This window comes from Oceanimonas doudoroffii (assembly GCF_002242685.1).
In the GTDB taxonomy this organism is placed as follows: Bacteria; Pseudomonadota; Gammaproteobacteria; order Enterobacterales; family Aeromonadaceae; genus Oceanimonas; species Oceanimonas doudoroffii.
Map to the genome: position 1 here is coordinate 1,227,317 of NZ_NBIM01000001.1, position 20,578 is coordinate 1,247,894.

The window sequence follows — 20,578 nt, forward strand, 5'->3', positions numbered from 1 at the left end:
CTCCACTGCCCCTATTTAATACAACTATCGTGCCAGCACCATAAATAAAGGTAATCCATTGTTTTTAAAATATAAAAATTAATCTTTACGGGACGGCGCTGGCCACCCATGGTTAAACACACTACCATTTGGCGAAATTCACCACACGTGATCATCATGGACAACGAACTCATTGGCCAGTCCAACGCCCTGCTGGAAGTGCTCGACGAGGTCTCCCGGCTAGCGCCCCTCAACCGGCCGGTGCTGGTGGTGGGCGAACGCGGCACCGGCAAGGAGCTGGTGGCGCACCGGCTGCACTACCTGTCATCCCGCTGGCAACAGCCCTTTGTGTCCATCAACTGCGCCACCCTGGCCGAAAGCCTGCTGGAAAGCGAGCTGTTCGGCCACGAGGCGGGCTCCTTTACCGGGGCACAAAAGCGCCACGCCGGCCGCTTTGAGCGGGCAGACGGCGGCACCCTGTTTCTGGACGAGCTGGCCACCACCAGCGCCCGCGTGCAGGAAAAGCTGCTGAGGGTCATCGAATATGGCGAATTCGAGCGGGTGGGCGCCAGCCAGCCGGTGCGGGTAAACGTGCGCCTGCTGTGCGCCACCAATCAGGACTTGCCCGCCCTGGTCAAAAAAGGGCAATTCCGGGCCGATCTGCTTGATAGACTGGCCTTTGATGTGATTACATTGCCGCCCCTGCGCGCCCGGGAAAAAGACGTGCTGCATCTGGCGGAGCATTTTGCGGTGAAATGGTGTGCAGAGCTGGGCCGGTCCTTGTTTCCGGGCTTTGCCGAGGAAGCACGCCGGCAACTGCTGACCCACCCCTGGCCGGGCAATGTGCGCGAGCTGAAAAACGTGGTGGAGCGCAGCCTGGGACGCCAGCGTGAGCCCGAACAACCCCTTGAAGCGTTGTGCCTGGACCCCTTTGCGTCGCCCTGGCGGCCCCAGGCCGGCGGCCAGGGCCAAAACACGCCCGCGCCGGCCTGGCCGATGGATCTGAAAACCCATCTGGCGTCACAGGAACGGGATCTGTTGCGTACTGCGCTCACTCATGCCCGTTATAATCAGCGCCAGGCGGCGGAACTGCTGGGGCTGAGCTATCACCAGCTGCGCGGCCTGCTGCGCAAACACGGGGTTACTACTTCCTTCGAGTCGCCTGCGGCCTCGAAGCACAAGGACTGAACATGCGTTTCTGGCTATGCTGGCTGAGCGCCCTGCTGCTGACGGGGTGCGACACCGGCGACCGACAACTGGCAAAAGAAAGCCTGCTTTACTGTGCAGAAGGCGCCCCTTTTACCTTCAATCCGCAGCTGGCCGCCGCCACCCAGACCCTGGACGCCACCGCCCACCAGCTTTACGATCGCCTGCTCGACATCGATCCGGAAACCCTGCAGCCGGTGCCGGCGCTGGCGCTGGACTGGCACCGCAGTGACGACGGCCTGCACTATCGCTTTACCCTGCGGCCCGGCGTGCAGTTTCACCACACCGCCTGGTTCTCGCCAAGCCGGCCGCTTAACGCCGACGATGTGGTGTTCAGCTTTCAGCGACTTATCGACAACACCCACCCCTTTCACGGCGTCAGCGGCGGCCACTACCCCTTCTTTGACAGCATTGGCCTCGGCGGGCTGGTGAAACGTGTCAGGGCCCTGGGCCCTCGGGAAGTGGAGTTTGAACTGCGCCGCCCTGACGCCTCCTTTATTGGCAACCTGGCCACCGACTACGCCGTGGTGCTATCGGCGGAATACGCCGGTCAGCTGCTGGCGGCGGGCACCCCCGAACTGCTCGATCAGCAGCCGGTGGGCACCGGGCCTTTTTACCTGGCCCAGTACCGGCTGGACGACTTTATTCGTTACCACCGTCATCCCGGCTACTGGCGCGGCGGCGTCAAGCTGGCGCAGCTGGTGTTTGACATCACCCCCAAGTCTTCCAAGCGTCTGGCCAAGTTGCTGACCGGCGAGTGTGATGTCATGGCCCATCCGGGTGCCAGCCAGATGGCGGTGATCAAGTCCCACCCCGAGCTGGTGTTGGATCAGGCCACCGGCATGAATGTGTCGGTACTGGCACTCAACACCCAAAAGGCGCCGTTCAACGACGTGCGGGTGCGCAAGGCGCTGGCGCTGGCGTTGTCGCGCAACGATATTTTGCAGGCGGTCTATTTCGGCATTGGCTCCGAGGCCGAGTCGGTATTGCCGCCGGTGTCCTGGGGCTACAACCCCAACCTGCTGATGCCCCTGCCCGATGCCGAGCGGGCACGCTGGCTGCTGGCGCAGGCCGGGCTGGCAAAGGGCTTTGACATGACCCTGCTGATCCCCACGGGGGCCCGCAGCTTTAACCCGGACGGACTCAAGACCGGACAGTTGATCCAGCGCCGGCTCGAGGAGCTGGGCATTCGCGTTCGGCTGCAGAGCCTGGAAGAGCAGATTTTGCGCCGGGAGCTGATGGCCGGCCGGCAGGATGCGGTGCTCACCGGCTGGTCTGCCGACACCCCGGATCCCGACAACCTGCTGCACAACCTGCTCGGCTGCCAGGCCATCGCGGCCGGCACCAACGCCAGCCGCTGGTGCCATCCGCTGTTTGAGCAGCAGATCAACGCGGCCCGCCGAGCCCCCACCCTGAACGAACGCATTCGTCATTATCACCTGGCCCAGGAGCTGATCTACCAGGACATGCCGCTGATCCCCCTTAATCACACCCTCAAGCAGCAGGCCTATCGTCGTTCGGTTCAGGATCTGCAACTGCAACCTTATGGCGGAGTGGTACTGCGCCAGGCCCGTAAGGAATAGTCATGCTGATTTATCTGCTGCGTCGTTTCAACCTGCTGTTCAGTACCCTGCTGCTGCTTACCCTGCTGGCCTATGCCCTGGAATACCGACTGCTGCATCAGGGGGACGGCGACTTCTGGCCGGGATATCTGCGCTTTATGCAGGCGCTGCTGGCGGGCGATTTCGGCATTTCGAGCGCCACCGGCCTGCCGGTGCTGGGGGCTCTGGGCCAGTATTTTCCCGCCACCCTGGAGCTATGCCTGGCGGCCTTTGTGATTTCCCTGGTGGTGGGCGTGCCGGTGGGTACCCTGGCGGCGGTGCGTCAGGGCCGCTGGCAGGACACCCTGATCCTCACCGGTACCCTGGTGGGCTATTCGGTGCCGGTATTCTGGCTGGGGCTGTTGCTGGTGATGTTGTTTTCCCTGCACCTGGGCTGGCTGCCGGTGTCGGGCCAGCTCAGCCTGCTGTATGAAATTACGCCGGTCACCGGCATCATGACCATCGACACCCTGATCACCGATCATCCCTATCGCTGGGAAGCCTTTGTCGATGCCCTGCGCCACCTGGTGCTACCAGCACTGGTGCTGGCCATCGTGCCCACCACCGAAGTCATTCGCCAGATCCGCAGCGCCCTGCTGGAAGTGCTCAAGCAAAACTACATTCGGGCGGCACTGACCAAGGGCTTTAGCGAAGCCCACGTAGTGCTGCGTCACGGCCTGCGCAACGCCCTGCCCATGGCCATTCCCACCCTGGGGCTGCAGTTTGGCACCGTGCTTACCTCCGCCATGATGACCGAAATCGTGTTTGACTGGCCGGGCCTGGGGCGCTGGCTGGTGACCAGCATTTCGCTGCAGGACTATGCTGCCATCAAGGGAGGCACCCTGGCCATCGCCACCTTTATCATTGTAGCCAGCGTCAGCATGGATATTCTCTCTACCCTGATCTACCCCAGCAGAAGGAAGGCCATCTATGCCGGCAAGGGCTAACATCTACCCCGAGCTGCACGTGCGCTCTCCTCGGGAGCGGGCCTGGCAGCTGTTTCGCCAAAATACCCTGGCCATGATCGGGCTCTGGGGCCTAGGCATTTTGTGTGCCCTCACCCTGCTCGGGCCCTGGCTGGCCCCCTATGCCCCCAATGAACAATTTGGTGAGGCCCTGCTGTTGCCGCCGTCCTGGGCCGACGAGGGAAATGTGGACTTCTTCTTCGGCACCGACGATCTGGGCCGGGACATGCTCTCCCGGCTGGTAAACGGCGCCCGGCTGACCTTTGGCAATGCGGTGCTGGTGGTGGTGCTGGCACTCGTTGTGGGCAGCGCCATCGGCGTGCTTGGCGGTATGAGCCGAGGGCTCAAGGCCAGTGTGCTCAACCATCTGCTCGACACCCTGATGTCGATTCCGTCGCTGCTGCTGGCCATCATCTTTGTGGCCATGCTCGGTCCGGGGCTGTTCAACACCCTGATCGCCATCACCCTGGCGCTGATTCCCCAGTACATACGCGCCACCTACAACGCGGTGTCGGACGAAATGCAGAAGGAATACATCACCGCCATTCGCCTGGACGGGGCCAACCCCTGGCGCATTTTGCGCTTTGGCATACTACCCAACCTGAGCGATACCCTGATAAGCCAGACCACCCGGGCGCTGTCGACCGCCATGCTCGACATCACCGCCGTGGGCTTTCTCGGCCTGGGCGCCCAGCCCCCCCGACCGGAATGGGGCGCCATGCTGTCGGACGCCATGGAGCTGGTGTTTCTGGCCCCCTGGACGGTCACCCTGCCGGGACTGGCGATCCTGCTCAGCGTGCTGGTGGTCAACATGGTGGGTGAAGGCCTGCGCCAGGCCATTAACGAGGTGATGGACTGATGGCACTGCTGGACATTCGCAATCTCACCATTGAAATCGACACGCCCCAGGGCATGGTCAAGGCGGTCGACAAGTTCAGCCTGACCCTGGCCGAAGGGGAAATTCGCGGCCTGGTGGGCGAGTCGGGATCGGGCAAGAGCCTGGTGGCGCAGACCATAGTGGGAATAGAAAGGGATAACTGGCGGGTGACCGCCGATCGCATGTATCTCGACAACGTCGATCTGCAGAGCCTGTCACCCAAGGAGCGACGGCTGGTGATGGGCCGGGACATGGCCATGGTATTTCAGGAGCCCTCTACCAGTCTGGATCCGTCCGAAAAGGTGGGTGCCCAGCTGATTGAGGCCATTCCGTCCCGCAGCTTTCAGGGCAAGTGGTGGCAGCGCTGGCAATGGCGCCGCAAGCAGGCGGTGGGTCTGCTGCATCGGGTGGGCATTCGCGACCACAAAATGGTGATGAACGCCTACCCCTTTCAGCTCTCCGACGGGGAATGCCAGAAGGTGATGATCGCCATGGCCATCGCCAATCAGCCCAAGCTGCTGGTGGCCGACGAACCCACCAATGCCATGGAGGCCACCAACCAGGCCCAGATATTCCGCCTGCTGGAGCGGGTCAACAAGCTCTCGGGCACCACCATTTTGCTGATCGGCAACGACATCACCAGTTTTGCCGGCCTGACCCACAACATTACCGTGATGTATTGCGGCCAGGCGGTGGAGTCGGGCAGCCGCGAGCAGATCCTGACTCACCCCCATCACCCCTACACCGCCGCCCTGCTGCAGATGATGCCAGATCTCGACGGCAGTCTGCCGCACAAGTCGCGGCTCAATACCCTGCCGGGGGTCATTCCGCCGCTGCAGAGCCTGCCCATTGGCTGCCGGCTGGGGCCGCGCTGCCCCCGGGCCCAGCGCCAATGCGTGGTGGCGCCGCCGCTGGCCAAATACAAGGGCCAGAGCTACTACTGCCACTTTCCCCTCAACATGCCAAAGGGCAAAAAGAAATGACCCGCCCTCCGCTGCTCAAGGTCGACAACCTCAGCAAGGTGTTCGTCAACCACACCGGGCTGTTTCGCAAGACCGTGAAAACCGCCTTTCACCCCCTCTGCTTTACCCTGGAACGGGGCCAGACCCTGGCGCTGATGGGAGATGCCGGCTCGGGCAAGAGCAGCCTGGCCAAGGTACTGGCGGGAGTGCTGCCGCCGTCCAAGGGCAGCATCTATATCGACGGGGAAAAAATCGAGGCCGGGGATTACAAAAAGCGCTGCCAGCTTATTCGCATGATTTTTCAGGATCCCGGCACCTCGCTTAACCCACGCAGCCGCATCGGCCAGATCCTGGAAGCACCGCTGCTGCTGAACACCGATCTCGATCCCGAGCAACGCGAGGCCCTGGTGCTGGATACCCTGCGCATGGTGGGGCTGCTGCCGGACCACTACCACTTCTACCCGCAGATGATCTCCACCGGCCAAAAGCATCGAGTGGCCCTGGCCCGGGCGCTGATCCTCTCTCCCAACATCATCGTCGCCGACGAGGCCATCTCCAACCTGGATATTTCGGTACGCTCCCAGATCATCAACCTGCTGCTCAGCCTGCAACAAAGCCTGGGGCTGTCTTACGTGCTGGTGGCCAACGATCTCGGGGTGGTGCGCCATATCAGCGATCAGGTCATCCTGATGCACGAAGGCCATGTGGTGGAAGCCGGACCCACCCTCAGGGTGCTCAACAACCCACAGAGCGAGCAGGCTGCGCGCCTGCTGCAAAGCTATAACAATGAGTATCGCTGGCGTCCGGCCAGGTTCTGACGTCATTCGGAACGCTGCGCCTACCGCAGAAAAAACAGCCCGACCAGGTCGGGCTGTTTTTTTTCACAACGGCGACCGTTGACGGTTAACGGTTCGCCTTGGCCAGACGCGATGCCCCCGGCTGGGTCATCAGGCTGACAGCCACGAATACCACCGCCGACATACCGATGCCCCACACCACCGCGGGGAGGAAAGTCAGCAGTTTGTAGCTGGAGCAGACAAAGGCGGCACTCACCCCGGTAACCATGCCGGCGATGGCGCCGGCTGCCGTGCCTCCCTGCCACAATCTGCCGGCATACAGAGGGATCAGCAGGCCGGATGCCGTCAGGGTATAGCCCATCAGCAGGATCTTGAACACCGCTGGCACATAAATGCCGATCACGATACCGGTCACGCCCACCACCAGCACACAGGCCTTGGTAAAGCGCAAAACCTGCCTATCGGTGGCCTTGGGGTTCAGCACCTGGTGGTAGATATCCCGGGTAATGCTGGATACCGTGCTGTGCAGTGCCGAATCGGCGGTAGAGACAATGGCCGCAACAATGGCCCCCACCATCAGAATGGCCACGCCTTCCGGCAACAGCTCCATCAGCGCCCAGGTCATGGCCTGTTCCTTGTCTTCCAAGCCGCTGTTCATGGTGTAAATGCTCATACCGAGCAGGGCTGCCCACACTCCCATGCCGGCAGAGGCGATGGACTTTATCACCATACTGTTGCGGGCAATGGCCTCGGTTTTGGCAGCATAGATACGCTGATGGTAAATCTGCAGCACCAGCTGACCAGGTATAATGGACAGCATCCAGCCCCACACCACCGCATCGCCGGCGGCCCAGATGCTCAGGTTCTCGCTGGGCACACTGGCAAAGACCACGTCCAGGCCACCGGCATTGTTGATGGCCAGCGGCAAAATAATAAACACCGCGATCAGCATCAGGATCAGCTGGGCCACATCGGTATACGCCACTGCCATGATGCCGCCCCCCATGGTGTACAGCATGACCACCACCGCCGAAATAATAATGCCCCATTCCAGCGGTAATCCGGTCAGCAGATTCAGGATCTTGCCGGCAGCCACCGGCTGAGCCACCCACCAGCCCATGGTAACCATCATCACCACACAGGAGCTGACCACCCTGAGTACCTTTGAATCACCGTATTGATGGCACATCCAGTCGGTGGTGGTATAAAAGTCCTGCTTGCGCAGCCACTTGGCCACTACAAACGCCAGCAGCATACCACCGATGGGAATGGCTATACTGCTGTAGGCCAGCTCGGAAAACCCCCACTTGTAGCCGATGCCTACATGGGCAATCATCATACCGCCGCCGAAAGCGGAGGCACACTGGGTGGCGGTCACCGTCAGCATGCCGAAATTACGGCCGCCGATCAGAAAATCCGCGCTGGTTTTCATCTTTTTGGAAGACAGATAGCCGATGAACAGCATGGCGGCAAAAAATCCGCCGATCACCGCCAACGTCAGCCAGTTAATCCCTGACATGTTTTAACTCCCTAAGTGTTTGAAGAAGGCCGGTGGCCCTGAATGTTGCCCAGCTCTCCGAAGGTGACAGGCACCACGGGTGAACGGGCGTGATAGTAACCGACCTGACTGACGGGCTCTCCCAGCCATCTGGCCTGTAACAGGCTGACCGCATTACCGCACTGACGGCCCTGGCAGGGCCCCATGCCGCAACGGGTGTAGGTTTTCAACTGATTCACCCCGCGAGCCCCCGCCTCACAGGCCTGTTTCAGCTCTGCCACCGTGACTTCTTCACAGCGACATACTACCACCTCATCGTCCAGGGTCAGCAGCTGGTCGAAAGGCGGTAAGAACAGGGTTTCCAGAAAGGGACGCACACGGGCATCGTCCTGGTAATCCCGCATTAGCTGACGATCGCGCGCCTCATCCACACTGTCGAGCCAGTGGAACTCGCGCAGGCACTGGCGCACCGCAAGAGCCCCGGACAGGGCGGCGGATCTGGCGCCAAAGATGCCCTGTCCGTCGCCCACCGCATAGATGCCCGGCACCGTGGTGCGAAACCCGTCCGCCCGCACCGGTCGCCAGCAGTGCTGGCTGTCATCCCAATGCAGATCAGCACCGACCGATGCCAGCAGGTTGGTGTTGGGGATAACGCCGAAATGGGTCATCAGGTGCTCGGTGTCCAGCCGCCGGGTTTGGCCACGGTGGGAAAAGGTCACCGCCTGCAGCCGCTGGCAGCCCTCGGCCGCCAGCTGGCTGCAGCCGTCCAGCCAGGGTACGCCGGCGCGGCGAACCTCGGCCTGCAGCGCCAGCCCCTTTTTCAGGTAGCTCCAACCTGCCACGGCGCTGGGCAACTGCCGCAGCGCCCGCAGATAGTTGATGCGTGGGGTCAGATCGACCACCGCCGCCGGCCTAACTCCGGCGCGCACATACTGCCAGGCCAGCAACGAGAGCAAGGGACCGGCTCCGGCCAGCACCACGTCTTGGGCGCTAATGCCGGCGCTCTTAAGCAAGATCTGACCGGCCCCGGCGGTCATGACCCCGGGCAGCTGCCAGCCGGTAAAGGGCACCGAACGCTCCATGGCGCCCGACGCTACCAGCAGGGCTCGGCCCTGTACCTGGGCGACCCGATCCTGCTGCCGGTAACAGACGGTGCCCTCCCGGTCGATACGCCAGACGGTACTGCCCGGCCGGAACTCGGCGCCGCTGTCCCGAAAGCCGCGGATCAGCGACTCACCGGCCCAGTAATCCTCGCCCAGTACCGAACGGTCCTGCAGCGGCGTGCTCTCCAGGGCGCGGTAAATCTGTCCGCCCGGCTGCCACTGCTCGTCGAGCACCACCACCTCCAGCCCGTGGTCGTCGGCCTCGGTGGCCGCCGCCAGCCCCGCCGGTCCGGCGCCGATGATCACCAGATCCACCCTGCTCATTCCAGCTCTCCCGTGTCGATACGCATGCCGGGCCTTACCCGGGTCATGCAGGCGCGTACGCCCGGTTTGTCGTCAATGGTCAGCTCGCAGCCGAAACACACGCCCATCATGCAGTAGGGCGCCCGGGGCTGGCCGCGGCGCAGCGAACAACCGATGGTGAGCACCCCCAGCTCCATCAGGGCGGCCGCCACGCTGATGCCGGCCATCAGCTGGCGTTCTTCCCCGTTAACCAGGGCGATGACCCGAAACGGGTCGGTAAGGCTGTTAAACATCGAATCTGTCTCCCCGAAAACTGGCCAGCGACGCCGGCAACTGCCCGTCGGCGATGCAGTTGGCCAATTGGTTGGCATGAAAGGCGGCCAGCGTAATGCCGCTGTGGCAGGACACGTTGAAAATGCCGGGATGCATGGGCGCCTGTTCGTAAAGCGGCAGGCCGTCCGGGGTCATGATGCGCAAGGCACCCCAGGCCCGGTTGACCTGAATGTCGGCCAGAAACGGATAGATGCGTACCGCCCGTTGTGCGATGGCCTGCATCACCTCGACCGTGGTGCCGCAATCCTCACCCACGTGCTCGTGGGAATCACCGCAGATGATGGTGCCCTCGCGGGTCTGACGCACCTGCAGGCTGGGCAGGGCCAGACGCTCGGGCTGGCGGGCCGACACCATGATCTGGCCCCGTACCGGCTCCAGCGGTACCTTGAGCCCAACCTGGCCGGCCAGCCGGTCGCTGTCCAGGCCGGCGGCAATCACCACCTTGTCGGCCTTCAGGGTGCCGGCGGTGGTCTCCACCTCCAGACGCTGATCCTGGCCTACCAGGATGCGGTTGGCGCGGCAACGGGTACGGTGGCTGACGCCCTGGCGGCGGGCGGCCGACAGCAGGGCGTACAGCAGCTTGAGCGGATCGCAGGTGCCGTCGAGTGGACAAAAGGAGGCACCGAGTACCTCTGGGCCCAAATCCGGCAGGGTCTCGAGCAGTTGCTCACGGTCAAGCAGGGAAAAGGGTATCGCCTCCGCGGCCTGCTGCTGGACCGCGTTCAGCCGTTGCTGGCGGGTATCGCGACCGGCGACGTCAAAATAAAAGTACAGGCCACCCCGGTTGTCGTACTCGACATCGATACCGGTCTCGGCCTGCAATTGCTCGGCGAAACCCGGCCACTCCCGACAGGAACGCGCCGTAATGTCGGCGTAGGCCGGGGCGCCAAAGCCCTTGCCCTGGCACCAGACCAGTCCGAAATTGCCCCGGGACGCCCGCAGCGCCCTATCGCCTTCATCCAGCAGGGTCACAGACAGTCCCTGCCTGGCGAGGCCATAGGCGACGGCGCTGCCCACGACGCCGGCGCCGATTACGATCACTTCCTGCATGAGTTCATCCGAGCGTGTTACAAGTGGGTGAAAATTATGCGCTCAGACCCATAAAATCCAATTATAATAAAGCATCCACCCATACACTTTTGATATGGTATGAAATTCGAATTGTTACGCGCCTACCGCGCGGTCATGCGCTACGGCAATGTCACCCGTGCCGCCGACATGATTGGCGCCACCCAGCCCGGTGTGAGCCGCATGCTGAGCCAGCTGGAGCACCAGGTGGGCTTTGCGCTGTTCGAGCGGGTCAAGGGCAGACTGTATCCCACCCCCGAGGGCGAACTGTTTTTTCAGGAAGTGGAGCATACCTACCAGGGAATGGAGCGGCTGCACGATACCGCCAGACGGATTCGAAAAAAGGAATCGGGCATGGTTCGGGTCTGCGCCATGCCGGCGCTGACCATCGGTTTTCTGCCGCGGGCCATCGCCCGCTTCAAGAAGGCCTTTCCCAACATTCATGTAATACTGACCACCGAGCGTTCGCAACAGGTCATTGAACAGGTGCGGGCGGGACACTGCGACCTGGCCATGGCCATGCATGCCGAACCAAGCGATGACTACAGTGCCCAGCCTCTGATCACCCCCAAGGTATGCCTGTTGCCGGCCGGCCACCCGCTCGTGAATAAAACGGTGATTACCTGCGAGGATCTGCGGGGCGAGCCCATGGTGACCACAGAACAAAGCTCCCGCAATCATCAGGAGCTGGTCGAGGTGTTCCACCAGGCCGGCGTGGCCCTGAACATAGAGCATGAAACCTCAATGAACGCCAGTTGCTGCCACTATGTGGCCAACCGGTTGGGCGTGGCCCTGGTGGATCCCTTTTCCGCCAGCTCGCATCGTTCACTGGGCTATGAGGTTCGCCCCTTTGAGCCGATCATTCCCTTCACCTGCTACCTGCTGCAGCCCCGGCACAGACCCAGGGCCAGTACCACCGACGACTTTCATCGGCTCTTTATGCAGGAAGCCGACGCCGTTCTGGCGGAGTTCGGGATTGGCCCCGGTTGAGCAAGGCTCGGAGCGGCCCAGACATAAAAAAGCGGCATCGCCTTTTGGCAATGCCGCTTTTTCCAACCAATGAGTGCTAGGCCAGGGCCGTGGGCACGCCGCTGTGAAAGCGAAACAGCTCGTCGGGCTGCCGAATAAGCGCCGCTTCCTGTTCACCGAAAAACGCCACCCGCGCATCGATACTTTCCCCGGCGTAGTCCCGTGCCAGCACCAGGTAGTCCTGATAATGGCGGGCTTCCGACCGTAACAGCGACACGTAAAACCGGCTCAGCTCCCCATCCAGGAAGGGCGCCAGTCGCGCAAAGCGCTCGCAGGAGCGGGCCTCGATATAGGCGCCGATGATCAGGCGGTCCACCATGGCCGCCGGCTCGTGGGTACGCACATGAGCCAGCATGCCCTTGGCATAGCGGGACGCCGACAGGGTATCGTAACCGATGCCCCTGGCCTGCATGATCTCCAGTACCTGCTCGAAATGGTGCAGCTCTTCCTGGATCAGCCGCACCATCTTCACCAGCAAATCATTCTTGGCCAGCTCGTCAAACACGCGGCGGTTGTCGCCCATCAGGGTCTGCTTGCCGAGCACCTCGCCCTTGTCCGGCAGGGCATCAAGGGACTTGTAAAAGTCGAGATTGGGCAACAGCTTGCGCTTGTCCTTGGGCAGGCAATAGCGGCGCACCAGGCTGTGGGCGCTCATCGCCGCCTTCATTTCGCAGTTGGCGTGATCCACCAGCAGCACCGCCAGTCGCTCGGGCTTTCTGGCCTCGGCAAGCCATGCCTCGGGGGTCGCGCAGTGCAGAAAGTCGTGAATGGGGGCAAGCAGGGTATCAAATTCGGTGGTCAACGGGCTGGCGGTCACAATCATTACCTGTTCGGTGCTAAAACGGCGGCCCGCAGTGTACCAATTCACCGAACCCGAGGCAGCCTTGTATCGGTCTTTTTCCGGCGTTCCCGCTTCGGCGAGCCGGCAAAACCGTCCGCTCATCGATATCGAGCAACAACCAGCCCCGAACGAGAACCATTTGAACAATGGGGTTCTCGGCAAACCTGACCCGCGTCACAGTTTTTAAGGCAAAGCCTATTTTCATCTAACATTATTGCTGGTTTTACCTAAAATCCCGCCATCGAATCGTTTGCGTAATCGTTTCGCCAGCCGATTCTTCGTTTAATCAGAGGACTTCGCTTCCTCACTGACAGGGCGCTACCGTGAAAAAAACCACTCTGCTGAACAGCCGGCTGTCCGCGCTGGTGGCAAGCCTCGGCCACACCGACGAAATCACCCTGGGGGACGCCGGCCTGCCCGTGCCTGCCGGGGTGGAACGCATCGATCTGGCGGTCAGCCCTGGCCTGCCGGGCCTTGAAAGCACACTTTGCGCGCTGCTCACCGAGCTGCAGCTGGAGGCCGTGGTGCTGGCGGAAGAAATCAAGATGGTCAGCCCGGAGCTGCATCAGCGCCTGCTGGCTCAGCTGGCCGACGCCGGTCGAGCTCAGGGTCGCGACATTGCCGTCAGCTATGTCAGCCATGGCGAATTCAAGCAGCGTAACCGCCACAGCCGGGCCGTGGTGCGCACCGGTGAATGCACGCCCTACGCCAACCTGGTGTTGTGCGCCGGCGTGCCCTTCTGAGGTAACCATGAACGCAGTATTGTCTCTTTCCGGCATTGAAAAGGCCTTTCCCGGCGTCAAGGCGCTGGATCAGGCCGGGCTCAATGTTTATGCGGGCCAGGTGATGGCCCTGATGGGTGAAAACGGCGCCGGCAAATCCACCCTGATGAAGGTGCTTACCGGCATCTATCAGGCCGACGCCGGCACCATTCACTACCGGGGCGAAGCGCGCCGTTTTAAAGGCCCGCGCGAGTCGCAACAGGCCGGCATTGGCATTATTCATCAGGAGCTGAACCTGTTGCCGGAGCTGACCATTGCCGAAAACATCTTTCTCGGTCAGGAGCCGGTCAACGCCTTTGGCAAAATCGACTGGCGCCGGCTTTATGCCGACGCCCAGGGCCTGCTCGACCGGCTGCAGATCAAGCACTCCCCCAAAACCCGGGTGGGCGATCTCAGCATTGGCGCCCAGCAGATGGTGGAGATCGCCAAGGCGCTGTCGTTCAACGCCGATGTCATCATCATGGACGAGCCCACCGACGCCCTCACCGATACCGAAACCCGTGCCCTGTTTCGCGTGATAGAGGAGCTGCGCCAGAGTGGTTGCGGCATCGTCTATATTTCCCACCGGCTGGCGGAGATCTTTGAGATCTGCGATCGCATCACCGTGCTGCGCGACGGCAAGTGGATTGGCGAGGAAGCGGTGGCCGACATCGACGAAGACCGCCTGATTGAGATGATGGTGGGTCGCCGCCTCGACGAGCAGTACCCTCGCCTGGCGGTGGACTCGGGCCCGGAAGTGCTGAAGGTGGAACACCTCGCCGGCGCCGGGGTCAAGGACGTTAGCTTTACCCTGAAGGAAGGGGAAATTCTCGGCTTCTCCGGACTGATGGGCGCCGGCCGCACCGAGCTGGCGCGCATTCTCTACGGCGCCGAGCCCCGCCACGCCGGCACGGTAACCCTGGCCGGCCAGCCCTATCACGCCAGGACGCCCCATCAGGGGCTGGACGCCGGCATTGCCTATATCTCCGAAGACCGCAAGGGCGACGGCCTGGTGCTGGGGCTGTCGGTGCTGGCCAACATGAGTCTGTCGGCCCTGGCCGAATTCAGCCGAGGCCCCCAGCTCAATCACGGCGCCGAACGCTCGGCGGTGGACGAATTTATTCGCCTGTTCAATATCAAGACCCCGACCCGGGAGCAGTTGATCGGCAACCTCTCCGGCGGCAACCAGCAAAAGGTGGCCATCGCCAAGGGGCTGATGACCAACCCCAAGGTGCTGATCCTGGACGAACCCACCCGGGGCGTGGATGTGGGCGCCAAGAAGGAAATTTACCAGCTGATCAACCGCTTCAAGCAGCAGGGCATGGCCATTTTGCTGCTGTCGTCCGACATGCCGGAAGTGCTGGGCATCAGTGATCGCATTCTGGTAATGCACGAAGGGCGCATTACCGGTGAATTCAAGGCCGCCGAGGCCACTCAGGAACAACTGCTGGCCGCCGCCGTGGGCCAGGCGCAACAAGAGGAAATGGCATGAACACCGCTCTCAACCCCGGCCGTCGCTGGTTCAGCAAGGAATGGCTGATCGCCCAGAAATCGCTGATCGCGCTGATCCTGCTGATTGGGGTGGTCTCCCTGCTCAGCCCCAATTTCTTTACCGTGGACAACCTGCTCAATATTCTGCGCCAGACCTCGGTCAACGCCATTATCGCCGTGGGCATGACCCTGGTGATCCTCACCGCCGGCATCGATCTCAGCGTGGGCTCGGTGCTGGCCCTGTGCGGGGCCTTTGCCGCCAGCATGGTGTCGATGGAGCTGTCGATTTTCATCACCCTGCCGGCGGTGCTGCTGGCGGGCTTTGCCCTGGGCGGGCTAAGCGGTGTGATCGTGGCCAAAGGCCGGGTGCAGGCCTTTATTGCCACCCTGGTGACCATGACCCTGCTGCGCGGCGTGACCATGGTCTATACCGAGGGCAGACCCATTTCCACCGGCTTTACCGATGCCGGGGATATTTTCGCCTGGTTCGGTACCGGCTATGTGTTCGGTATTCCGGTGCCGGTGTGGCTGATGGGCCTGACCTTCCTCGGCGCCTGGTATCTGCTTAACCATACCCGTTTCGGCCGCTATATCTATGCGGTGGGCGGCAACGAGGCCGCGGCCCGGCTGTCGGGCATCAACGTGGCCCGAGTGAAGATGGGCGTCTACGCCATCTGCGGCATGCTGTCGGCGCTGGCGGCCATTATCGTCACCAGCCGGCTGTCGTCGGCCCAGCCCACCGCCGGCACCAGCTATGAGTTGGACGCCATCGCCGCGGTGGTGCTGGGTGGCACCAGCCTGGCCGGCGGCCGGGGCGCCATTATGGGTACCCTGATCGGTGCCCTGATCATCGGTTTTCTCAACAACGCCCTGAACCTGCTCGACGTGTCTTCCTACTACCAGATGATCGCCAAGGCTTCGGTGATCCTGCTGGCGGTACTGGTTGACAACAAAAACAAGTAATTCACACAAGGAAAGGAAACGCATCATGAAAAAACTGACCACCATGCTCTCCGCCGCGCTGGTAAGCGCCACCATGACCGCCGGCGCCTATGCCCAGGATACCCTGGCGCTGGTGATTTCCACCCTCAACAACCCCTTCTTCGTGACCATGAAGGAAGGCGCCGAGCAAAAGGCCGCCGAGCTGGGCTATGACCTGATCGTGCTTGACTCCCAGAACGATCCCGCCAAGGAGCTCGCCAATGTGGAAGATCTGAGCGTGCGCGGCGCCAAAGTGCTGCTGATCAACCCCACCGACTCCGACGCCGTCACCAACGCCATTCGCCTGGCCAACCGTGCCGGCCTGCCGGTGCTGACCCTGGACCGCGCCGCCAGCCGTGGTGACGTGGTGTCCCATATTGCCTCCGACAACGTGGCCGGGGGCAAAATGGCCGGCGACTTTATCGCCGAGCGAGTGGGCGCAAGCGCCAAGGTGATTCAGCTGGAAGGCATTGCCGGCACCAGCGCCGCCCGTGAGCGCGGCGAAGGCTTTGCCCAGGCGGTGAGCGAGCACGGCTTTAACCTGCTGGCCAGCCAGCCCGCCGACTTTGACCGCACCAAGGGCCTGAACGTGATGGAAAACCTGCTCACCGGCAATCCGCAGGTGCAGGCGGTGTTTGCCCAGAACGACGAAATGGCCCTGGGTGCCATGCGCGCGCTGCAGGCCGCCAACAAGAAAGACGTGCTGATCGTGGGTTTTGACGGTACCGAAAACGGTATCAAGGCCGTGGAAGGCGGCCGTCTGGCCGCCACCATTGCCCAGCAGCCCGGCGAAATCGGTGCCATTGCGGTGGAAACCGCCGTGCAGGTGCTGAACGGCGAAACCGTGGCCAGCCATATTCCGGTACCGCTGCAGGTGATCGGCAAGTAACATCCCCTACCGCCGCAGGCACCGCCTGCGGCCGGTCCATCATGCATTCAAGGCCCGTTGCACAGGCCCGGCCGACTAACACGGCAACGACAAAAGACCCAGAGACTCGGAACATGACTTTAACCGTAACCGGCAGCATCAATATCGATCACGTGATTCGGCTGCCCCAGTTTCCCCGCCCCGGCGAAACCCTGACCGGCAATGACTACCGCATTGTGCCCGGTGGCAAGGGTGCCAACCAGGCAGTGGCTGCCGCCCGGGCCGGTGCCGTCACCCAGCTGGTAGCCTGTGTGGGCGAAGACCCCATGGCCGCCAGCCTGGTCGCCGGCTTTGCCGCCGACGGCATCAATACCAGCGCCATCGACACCGTGGCCGGGGTCAACACCGGCGTGGCGCTGATCCAGGTGAACGACACCGGCGAAAACACCATCGCCCTGGCCGCCGGCGCCAACGCCGCCCTGACCCCGGAGCGGCTGCAGAGTCATGCCAGCGCCCTGCATTGCAAGCAACTGCTGCTGCAGCTGGAGATTCCGCTGGAAACCAACCTGGCCGCCGCCCGCCTTGCCCGGGCCGAGGGCGCCCGCGTGGTGCTCAACCCCGCTCCCGCTCAAGCCTTGCCCGCCGAGCTGCTGGCGCTGGTGGACCTGATCACCCCCAATGAAACCGAGGCCGAGCGGCTCACCGGCGTGGCCGTCAATGACGAAGCCGGGGCCGCTGCGGCGGCCAGGGCGTTGCACCAGCAAGGCATTGCCACCGTCATCATCACGCTTGGGGCTCGCGGCGTGTGGCTAAGTGAGCAAGGCCATGGCCGGCGCATACCCGGTTTTGCGGTCAAGGCGGTAGACACCACGGCGGCGGGCGATACCTTTAATGGCGCCCTGGTGGCTGCCCTGCAACGAGGCCAGGCACTGGAGCCGGCGGTGCGGTTTGCCCAGGCCGCGGCGGCCCTTTCCGTGACCCGCCCCGGTGCCCAGACCTCGGTGCCCTATCGGGCCGAGATCGAGGCATTGCTGGAGCAGGCTTGAATGGCCACCATCAAGGACGTGGCCAGGCTCGCCGGCGTGTCTACGTCCACCGTCAGCCACGTGCTGAACAAAACCCGTTTCGTCAGCCCGGAAATCACCGAAAGGGTACAACAGGCCATCGACCAGCTGCACTACACGCCGTCGGCACTGGCACGCAGCCTCAAGGTCAACCAGACCCGTACCCTTGGCATGCTGGTGAACTCCAGCGCCAACCCGTTTTTTGCCGAAGTGGTTCAGGGAGTGGAGCAGCGCTGCTACGAGCTGGGCTATAGCCTGGTGCTGTGCAACACCGGCGCCGACAGCAACCGCCTGGGCACCAGCCTCGACATGCTGCAGCAAAAGCGGGTGGACGGCATTATCGTTATGTGTACTCGCGTCAACCTGACCGCGGGCGATCTTGAACGGCACGCCAGCCTGCCGCTGGTGATGGCCGACTGGGGCCCGGTGGATCTCGATGCCGATCTGATCCAGGACTCCAGCCAGCGCGGAGGCCGGCTGGCCACCGAACACCTGCTTCGCCTGGGCCACCGTCGCATCGGTTGCATTACCGGCCCCGCCGGCCAGCGCGCCAGCGAGGAGCGACTGGCCGGCTTCGAGGCGGCATTGGCCCGGGCCGGATTGGCGGTGCACCGCCCCTGGGTGGTGGAAGGTAACTTTGAACTGGCCGGCGGCCAGGCGGCCATGGCGCGTCTGCTGGCCCTGCCCGACCGTCCCACGGCGGTGTTTGCCTGCAACGACATGATGGCCGCCGGTGCCCTGCGGGCCCTGGCCGATGCCGGCCTGCATGTGCCGCAAGACATGTCCCTGGTGGGCTACGACAATATCGAGCTGGCCCGTTACCTAGTGCCGCGCCTCACCAGCATAGAGCAACCCAAGGCGGGACTGGGGGCACTGGCGGTGGATGCCCTGCTGGCACGCATTCAGAACCCCCATGCTCCCCGGCGTATCCTGCCTCTGGAGCCCAGCCTGGTGGCGCGGGAAAGCAGTGCTCCCCTGGCCATTTGACGTCACTGCGGTTAGCCTCGGGGGTTTACCCTGAACCGCAATGACTTATGGATAATCATCAGAAAGGACTGCTGCTCACCGCCCTGGGGGTGCTTATCATCTCCCCCGATGCCCTGCTGCTACGATTGGTCAACGTGCCGCCGGAGCAGCTGGTGCTGTGGCGCGGCCTGCTCAATATGCTGGGTTTCTGGCTGATCGTGGTGGCCCGCCACCGCCGGCACTGGCCTCAAGCCTTTCGCGTGTGTGGCCTGACCGGGGTGGGTTGCGCCCTGCTGTTTACCCTGGGCACCTTTGGCTTTGTGCTCGGCAACCACTTTACCAAGGCGGGCAACGTACTGGTGATCCTGGCGTGCTCACCGCTGATTGCGGCCCTGCTGAGCCGCGTGTTTCTGCATGAACGGCTGCCCCTGCGCACCTGGGTGGCCATTATTGCCTGCCTGCTTGGCATCGGCCTGATCGTGCTTGATGACGCCGGCAGCGGCTCCCTCACCGGCAGCCTGCTGGCACTGTTGGCCGCCCTGGGACTGGCCGGTAACCTGACCCTGGCGCGCAGCAAACCCGGCGTGGACATGAGCCCCATGCTGGCCCTGAGTGGCCTGTTCACCGCCCTGCTCACCTTTGCCTGGAGCGGCCAGATCATACTGCCCGAGGGCGCCAGCTTGGGCTGGCTGGTACTGTTATGCCTGGTGCTGCTGCCGGCGGGCTTTACCCTGATCCAGCGGGGCCCGCTCTATCTGCCTTCGGCGGAAGTCAGCCTGCTGATGCTGCTGGAAACCGTATTCGGCACCCTGCTTGTATGGCTGTTCTTAAGCGAACGCCCCAGCAACCTGGGACTGGTGGGCGGCGCCATCGTGTTGCTGGCCATGATCATCAAGGCCGTGCTGGAACGGCGGCCGCTCGCCGTTAATCCCGTGCGAGCCTGACAAGGAGCGTCTTTATATGTGGAAACTCAACCCGCGGGCACTGCGCTATCTCAACGAGGTATCCCGTCAGGGCTCGCTGCGCAAGGCGGCCGCCAGGCTGAATGTGGATGTTTCGGCTATCAGCCGGCAACTGCACCAGCTGGAAGAGGAAATCGGCCTGCCGGTGGGCTATCGCAACGGCCAGGGCTTTGTGCCAACCGAGGTGGGCGAAGAGCTGATCTCCCTCTATCGTCAGCAAAAGGCGAGCGAAGACGCCACCCTGTCCCGCATCGAGGCACTGCAGGATCTGCGCCGCGGTCAGGTTACCCTGGCCGTGGGCGAAGGCTTTATCGCCGACCTGATCTCGGCACCGCTGCAAAGCTTTATGCAGCACTATCCGGACATTGCCATTTCCGTGGAGATGGCCGGTGCCAACGAGGCCGTCCGCCTGGTCAAGGAAGACGAAGTCGATTTGGCGCTGGTCTATGCGCCCCAGCCGGATTCGGCACTGCATTGCCACGTGACCCGCAATCGCCCGCTCGATCTGATCACCCCGCCCGGGCATCCGCTTTCCCGCAAGGGCCGGCCCGACATTCACGACGTCCTGAACTACCCGCTGGCGCTGATCGATCAGCAATTTGGCATGGGCCAGCTGCCCAGGCTGGTTGAGCAACTGGAACACATTCGCTTCAAGCCGCAGCTGAAAACCAACTCGGTGTCGGTCCTCAAGAATTTTGTGCTGTCCGGCATGGGGCTGACCTTTATGCCCAGGCTGACCGTGCACGAGGAAGTCATGGCGGGAAAAATTATCTGCCTGCCCGCGCCCCATCCGCTCCTGGCCAGGGCTGAGGCGCAGATCATCAGCCACAAGGGTCGCGAGCTGACCGTGGCCGGCGAGCGCCTGCTGCGCCACCTGAGCGAGGGCATGCTGTTTTTCAGTCAGGGCAGATAATGATCACCAC

At 62.7% G+C, this 20,578-nt stretch carries 20 protein-coding genes; 15 read left to right on the forward strand and 5 right to left on the reverse strand.

Annotated elements, in window-relative coordinates; genetic code table 11:
• The first annotated feature begins 147 nt into the window (after positions 1-147).
• The 6 genes from pspF to B6S08_RS05690 are packed head-to-tail and all read left to right on the forward strand — an operon-like array spanning position 148 to position 6,408.
• Entirely contained in the window at positions 148-1,167 is a 1,020-nt protein-coding gene (gene pspF / locus B6S08_RS05665) for a phage shock protein operon transcriptional activator (protein WP_425435315.1), read from the forward strand.
• 2 nt (positions 1,168-1,169) lie between these two features.
• Positions 1,170-2,768 (forward strand): ABC transporter substrate-binding protein, encoded by a 1,599-nt coding sequence (locus tag B6S08_RS05670; protein ID WP_094199766.1) that lies wholly within the window; start codon positions 1,170-1,172, stop codon positions 2,766-2,768.
• Positions 2,769-2,770: 2 nt separating this feature from the next.
• Positions 2,771-3,733 (forward strand): ABC transporter permease, encoded by a 963-nt coding sequence (locus B6S08_RS05675; RefSeq protein WP_094199767.1) that lies wholly within the window; start codon positions 2,771-2,773, stop codon positions 3,731-3,733.
• Complete coding sequence (locus B6S08_RS05680; protein ID WP_094199768.1) at positions 3,717-4,610, forward strand: ABC transporter permease subunit; 894 nt, start codon at positions 3,717-3,719, stop codon at positions 4,608-4,610. The genes B6S08_RS05675 and B6S08_RS05680 overlap by 17 nt, the downstream gene beginning before the upstream one ends.
• Positions 4,610-5,611 (forward strand): peptide ABC transporter ATP-binding protein, encoded by a 1,002-nt coding sequence (locus B6S08_RS05685; protein ID WP_094199769.1) that lies wholly within the window; start codon positions 4,610-4,612, stop codon positions 5,609-5,611. Before B6S08_RS05680 ends, B6S08_RS05685 begins: the two co-directional genes overlap by 1 nt.
• Positions 5,608-6,408: a peptide ABC transporter ATP-binding protein gene (locus tag B6S08_RS05690; protein ID WP_094199770.1), complete on the forward strand. Its 801-nt coding sequence runs from the start codon at positions 5,608-5,610 to the stop codon at positions 6,406-6,408. The genes B6S08_RS05685 and B6S08_RS05690 overlap by 4 nt, the downstream gene beginning before the upstream one ends.
• 85 nt (positions 6,409-6,493) lie before the next feature.
• Here B6S08_RS05690 and B6S08_RS05695 read toward each other — a convergent pair whose 3' ends face one another.
• Genes B6S08_RS05695 through B6S08_RS05710 form a run of 4 tightly spaced genes read right to left on the reverse strand, consistent with a single transcriptional unit; the run spans position 6,494 to position 10,674 of the window.
• Positions 6,494-7,906 (reverse strand): sodium:solute symporter family protein, encoded by a 1,413-nt coding sequence (locus B6S08_RS05695; RefSeq protein WP_094199771.1) that lies wholly within the window; start codon positions 7,904-7,906, stop codon positions 6,494-6,496.
• Positions 7,907-7,917: 11 nt separating this feature from the next.
• Entirely contained in the window at positions 7,918-9,312 is a 1,395-nt protein-coding gene (locus B6S08_RS05700; RefSeq protein WP_094199772.1) for an FAD/NAD(P)-dependent oxidoreductase, read from the reverse strand.
• On the reverse strand, positions 9,309-9,584 hold the full coding sequence (locus B6S08_RS05705) for a (2Fe-2S)-binding protein (protein WP_094199773.1): 276 nt from the start codon (positions 9,582-9,584) through the stop codon (positions 9,309-9,311). Before B6S08_RS05705 ends, B6S08_RS05700 begins: the two co-directional genes overlap by 4 nt.
• On the reverse strand, positions 9,577-10,674 hold the full coding sequence (locus tag B6S08_RS05710; protein ID WP_094199774.1) for an NAD(P)/FAD-dependent oxidoreductase: 1,098 nt from the start codon (positions 10,672-10,674) through the stop codon (positions 9,577-9,579). The genes B6S08_RS05705 and B6S08_RS05710 overlap by 8 nt, the downstream gene beginning before the upstream one ends.
• 99 nt (positions 10,675-10,773) lie before the next feature.
• On the opposite strand from B6S08_RS05710, the gene B6S08_RS05715 reads away from it, so the two are divergent.
• Positions 10,774-11,682, forward strand: coding sequence for a LysR substrate-binding domain-containing protein (locus B6S08_RS05715; protein ID WP_094199775.1), 909 nt, complete (start codon positions 10,774-10,776; stop codon positions 11,680-11,682).
• Between the two features lie 76 nt (positions 11,683-11,758).
• On the opposite strand, the gene miaE is transcribed toward B6S08_RS05715, so the two are convergent.
• On the reverse strand, positions 11,759-12,544 hold the full coding sequence (miaE, locus tag B6S08_RS05720) for a tRNA isopentenyl-2-thiomethyl-A-37 hydroxylase MiaE (RefSeq protein ID WP_094199776.1): 786 nt from the start codon (positions 12,542-12,544) through the stop codon (positions 11,759-11,761).
• Positions 12,545-12,885: 341 nt separating this feature from the next.
• Here miaE and rbsD point away from each other — a divergent pair, with 341 nt between their 5' ends.
• The 8 genes from rbsD (at position 12,886) to B6S08_RS05760 (ending at position 20,568) form a co-directional block, all read left to right on the forward strand.
• A complete protein-coding gene (gene rbsD, locus B6S08_RS05725; protein ID WP_094199777.1) occupies positions 12,886-13,305 on the forward strand; it encodes a D-ribose pyranase in 420 nt (139 codons plus the stop codon).
• A 7-nt stretch (positions 13,306-13,312) separates the two neighbouring features.
• Positions 13,313-14,815, forward strand: a complete 1,503-nt coding sequence (gene rbsA / locus B6S08_RS05730) for a ribose ABC transporter ATP-binding protein RbsA (RefSeq protein ID WP_094199778.1) — start codon at positions 13,313-13,315, stop codon at positions 14,813-14,815.
• Positions 14,812-15,777, forward strand: a complete 966-nt coding sequence (gene rbsC, locus B6S08_RS05735; protein WP_094199779.1) for a ribose ABC transporter permease — start codon at positions 14,812-14,814, stop codon at positions 15,775-15,777. The genes rbsA and rbsC overlap by 4 nt, the downstream gene beginning before the upstream one ends.
• A 25-nt stretch (positions 15,778-15,802) precedes the next feature.
• A complete protein-coding gene (rbsB, locus tag B6S08_RS05740) occupies positions 15,803-16,684 on the forward strand; it encodes a ribose ABC transporter substrate-binding protein RbsB (protein WP_094199780.1) in 882 nt (293 codons plus the stop codon).
• Between the two features lie 113 nt (positions 16,685-16,797).
• Positions 16,798-17,709, forward strand: coding sequence for a ribokinase (gene rbsK / locus B6S08_RS05745; RefSeq protein ID WP_094199781.1), 912 nt, complete (start codon positions 16,798-16,800; stop codon positions 17,707-17,709).
• Positions 17,710-18,714: a substrate-binding domain-containing protein gene (locus tag B6S08_RS05750; RefSeq protein WP_094199782.1), complete on the forward strand. Its 1,005-nt coding sequence runs from the start codon at positions 17,710-17,712 to the stop codon at positions 18,712-18,714.
• A gap of 47 nt (positions 18,715-18,761) precedes the next feature.
• Positions 18,762-19,637 carry a DMT family transporter gene (locus tag B6S08_RS05755; protein WP_094199783.1) on the forward strand — a complete coding sequence of 292 codons (876 nt, stop codon included), beginning with the start codon at positions 18,762-18,764 and terminating at the stop codon, positions 19,635-19,637.
• Positions 19,638-19,653: 16 nt separating this feature from the next.
• Entirely contained in the window at positions 19,654-20,568 is a 915-nt protein-coding gene (locus B6S08_RS05760; RefSeq protein WP_094199784.1) for a LysR family transcriptional regulator, read from the forward strand.
• Positions 20,569-20,578: the final 10 nt, after the last annotated feature.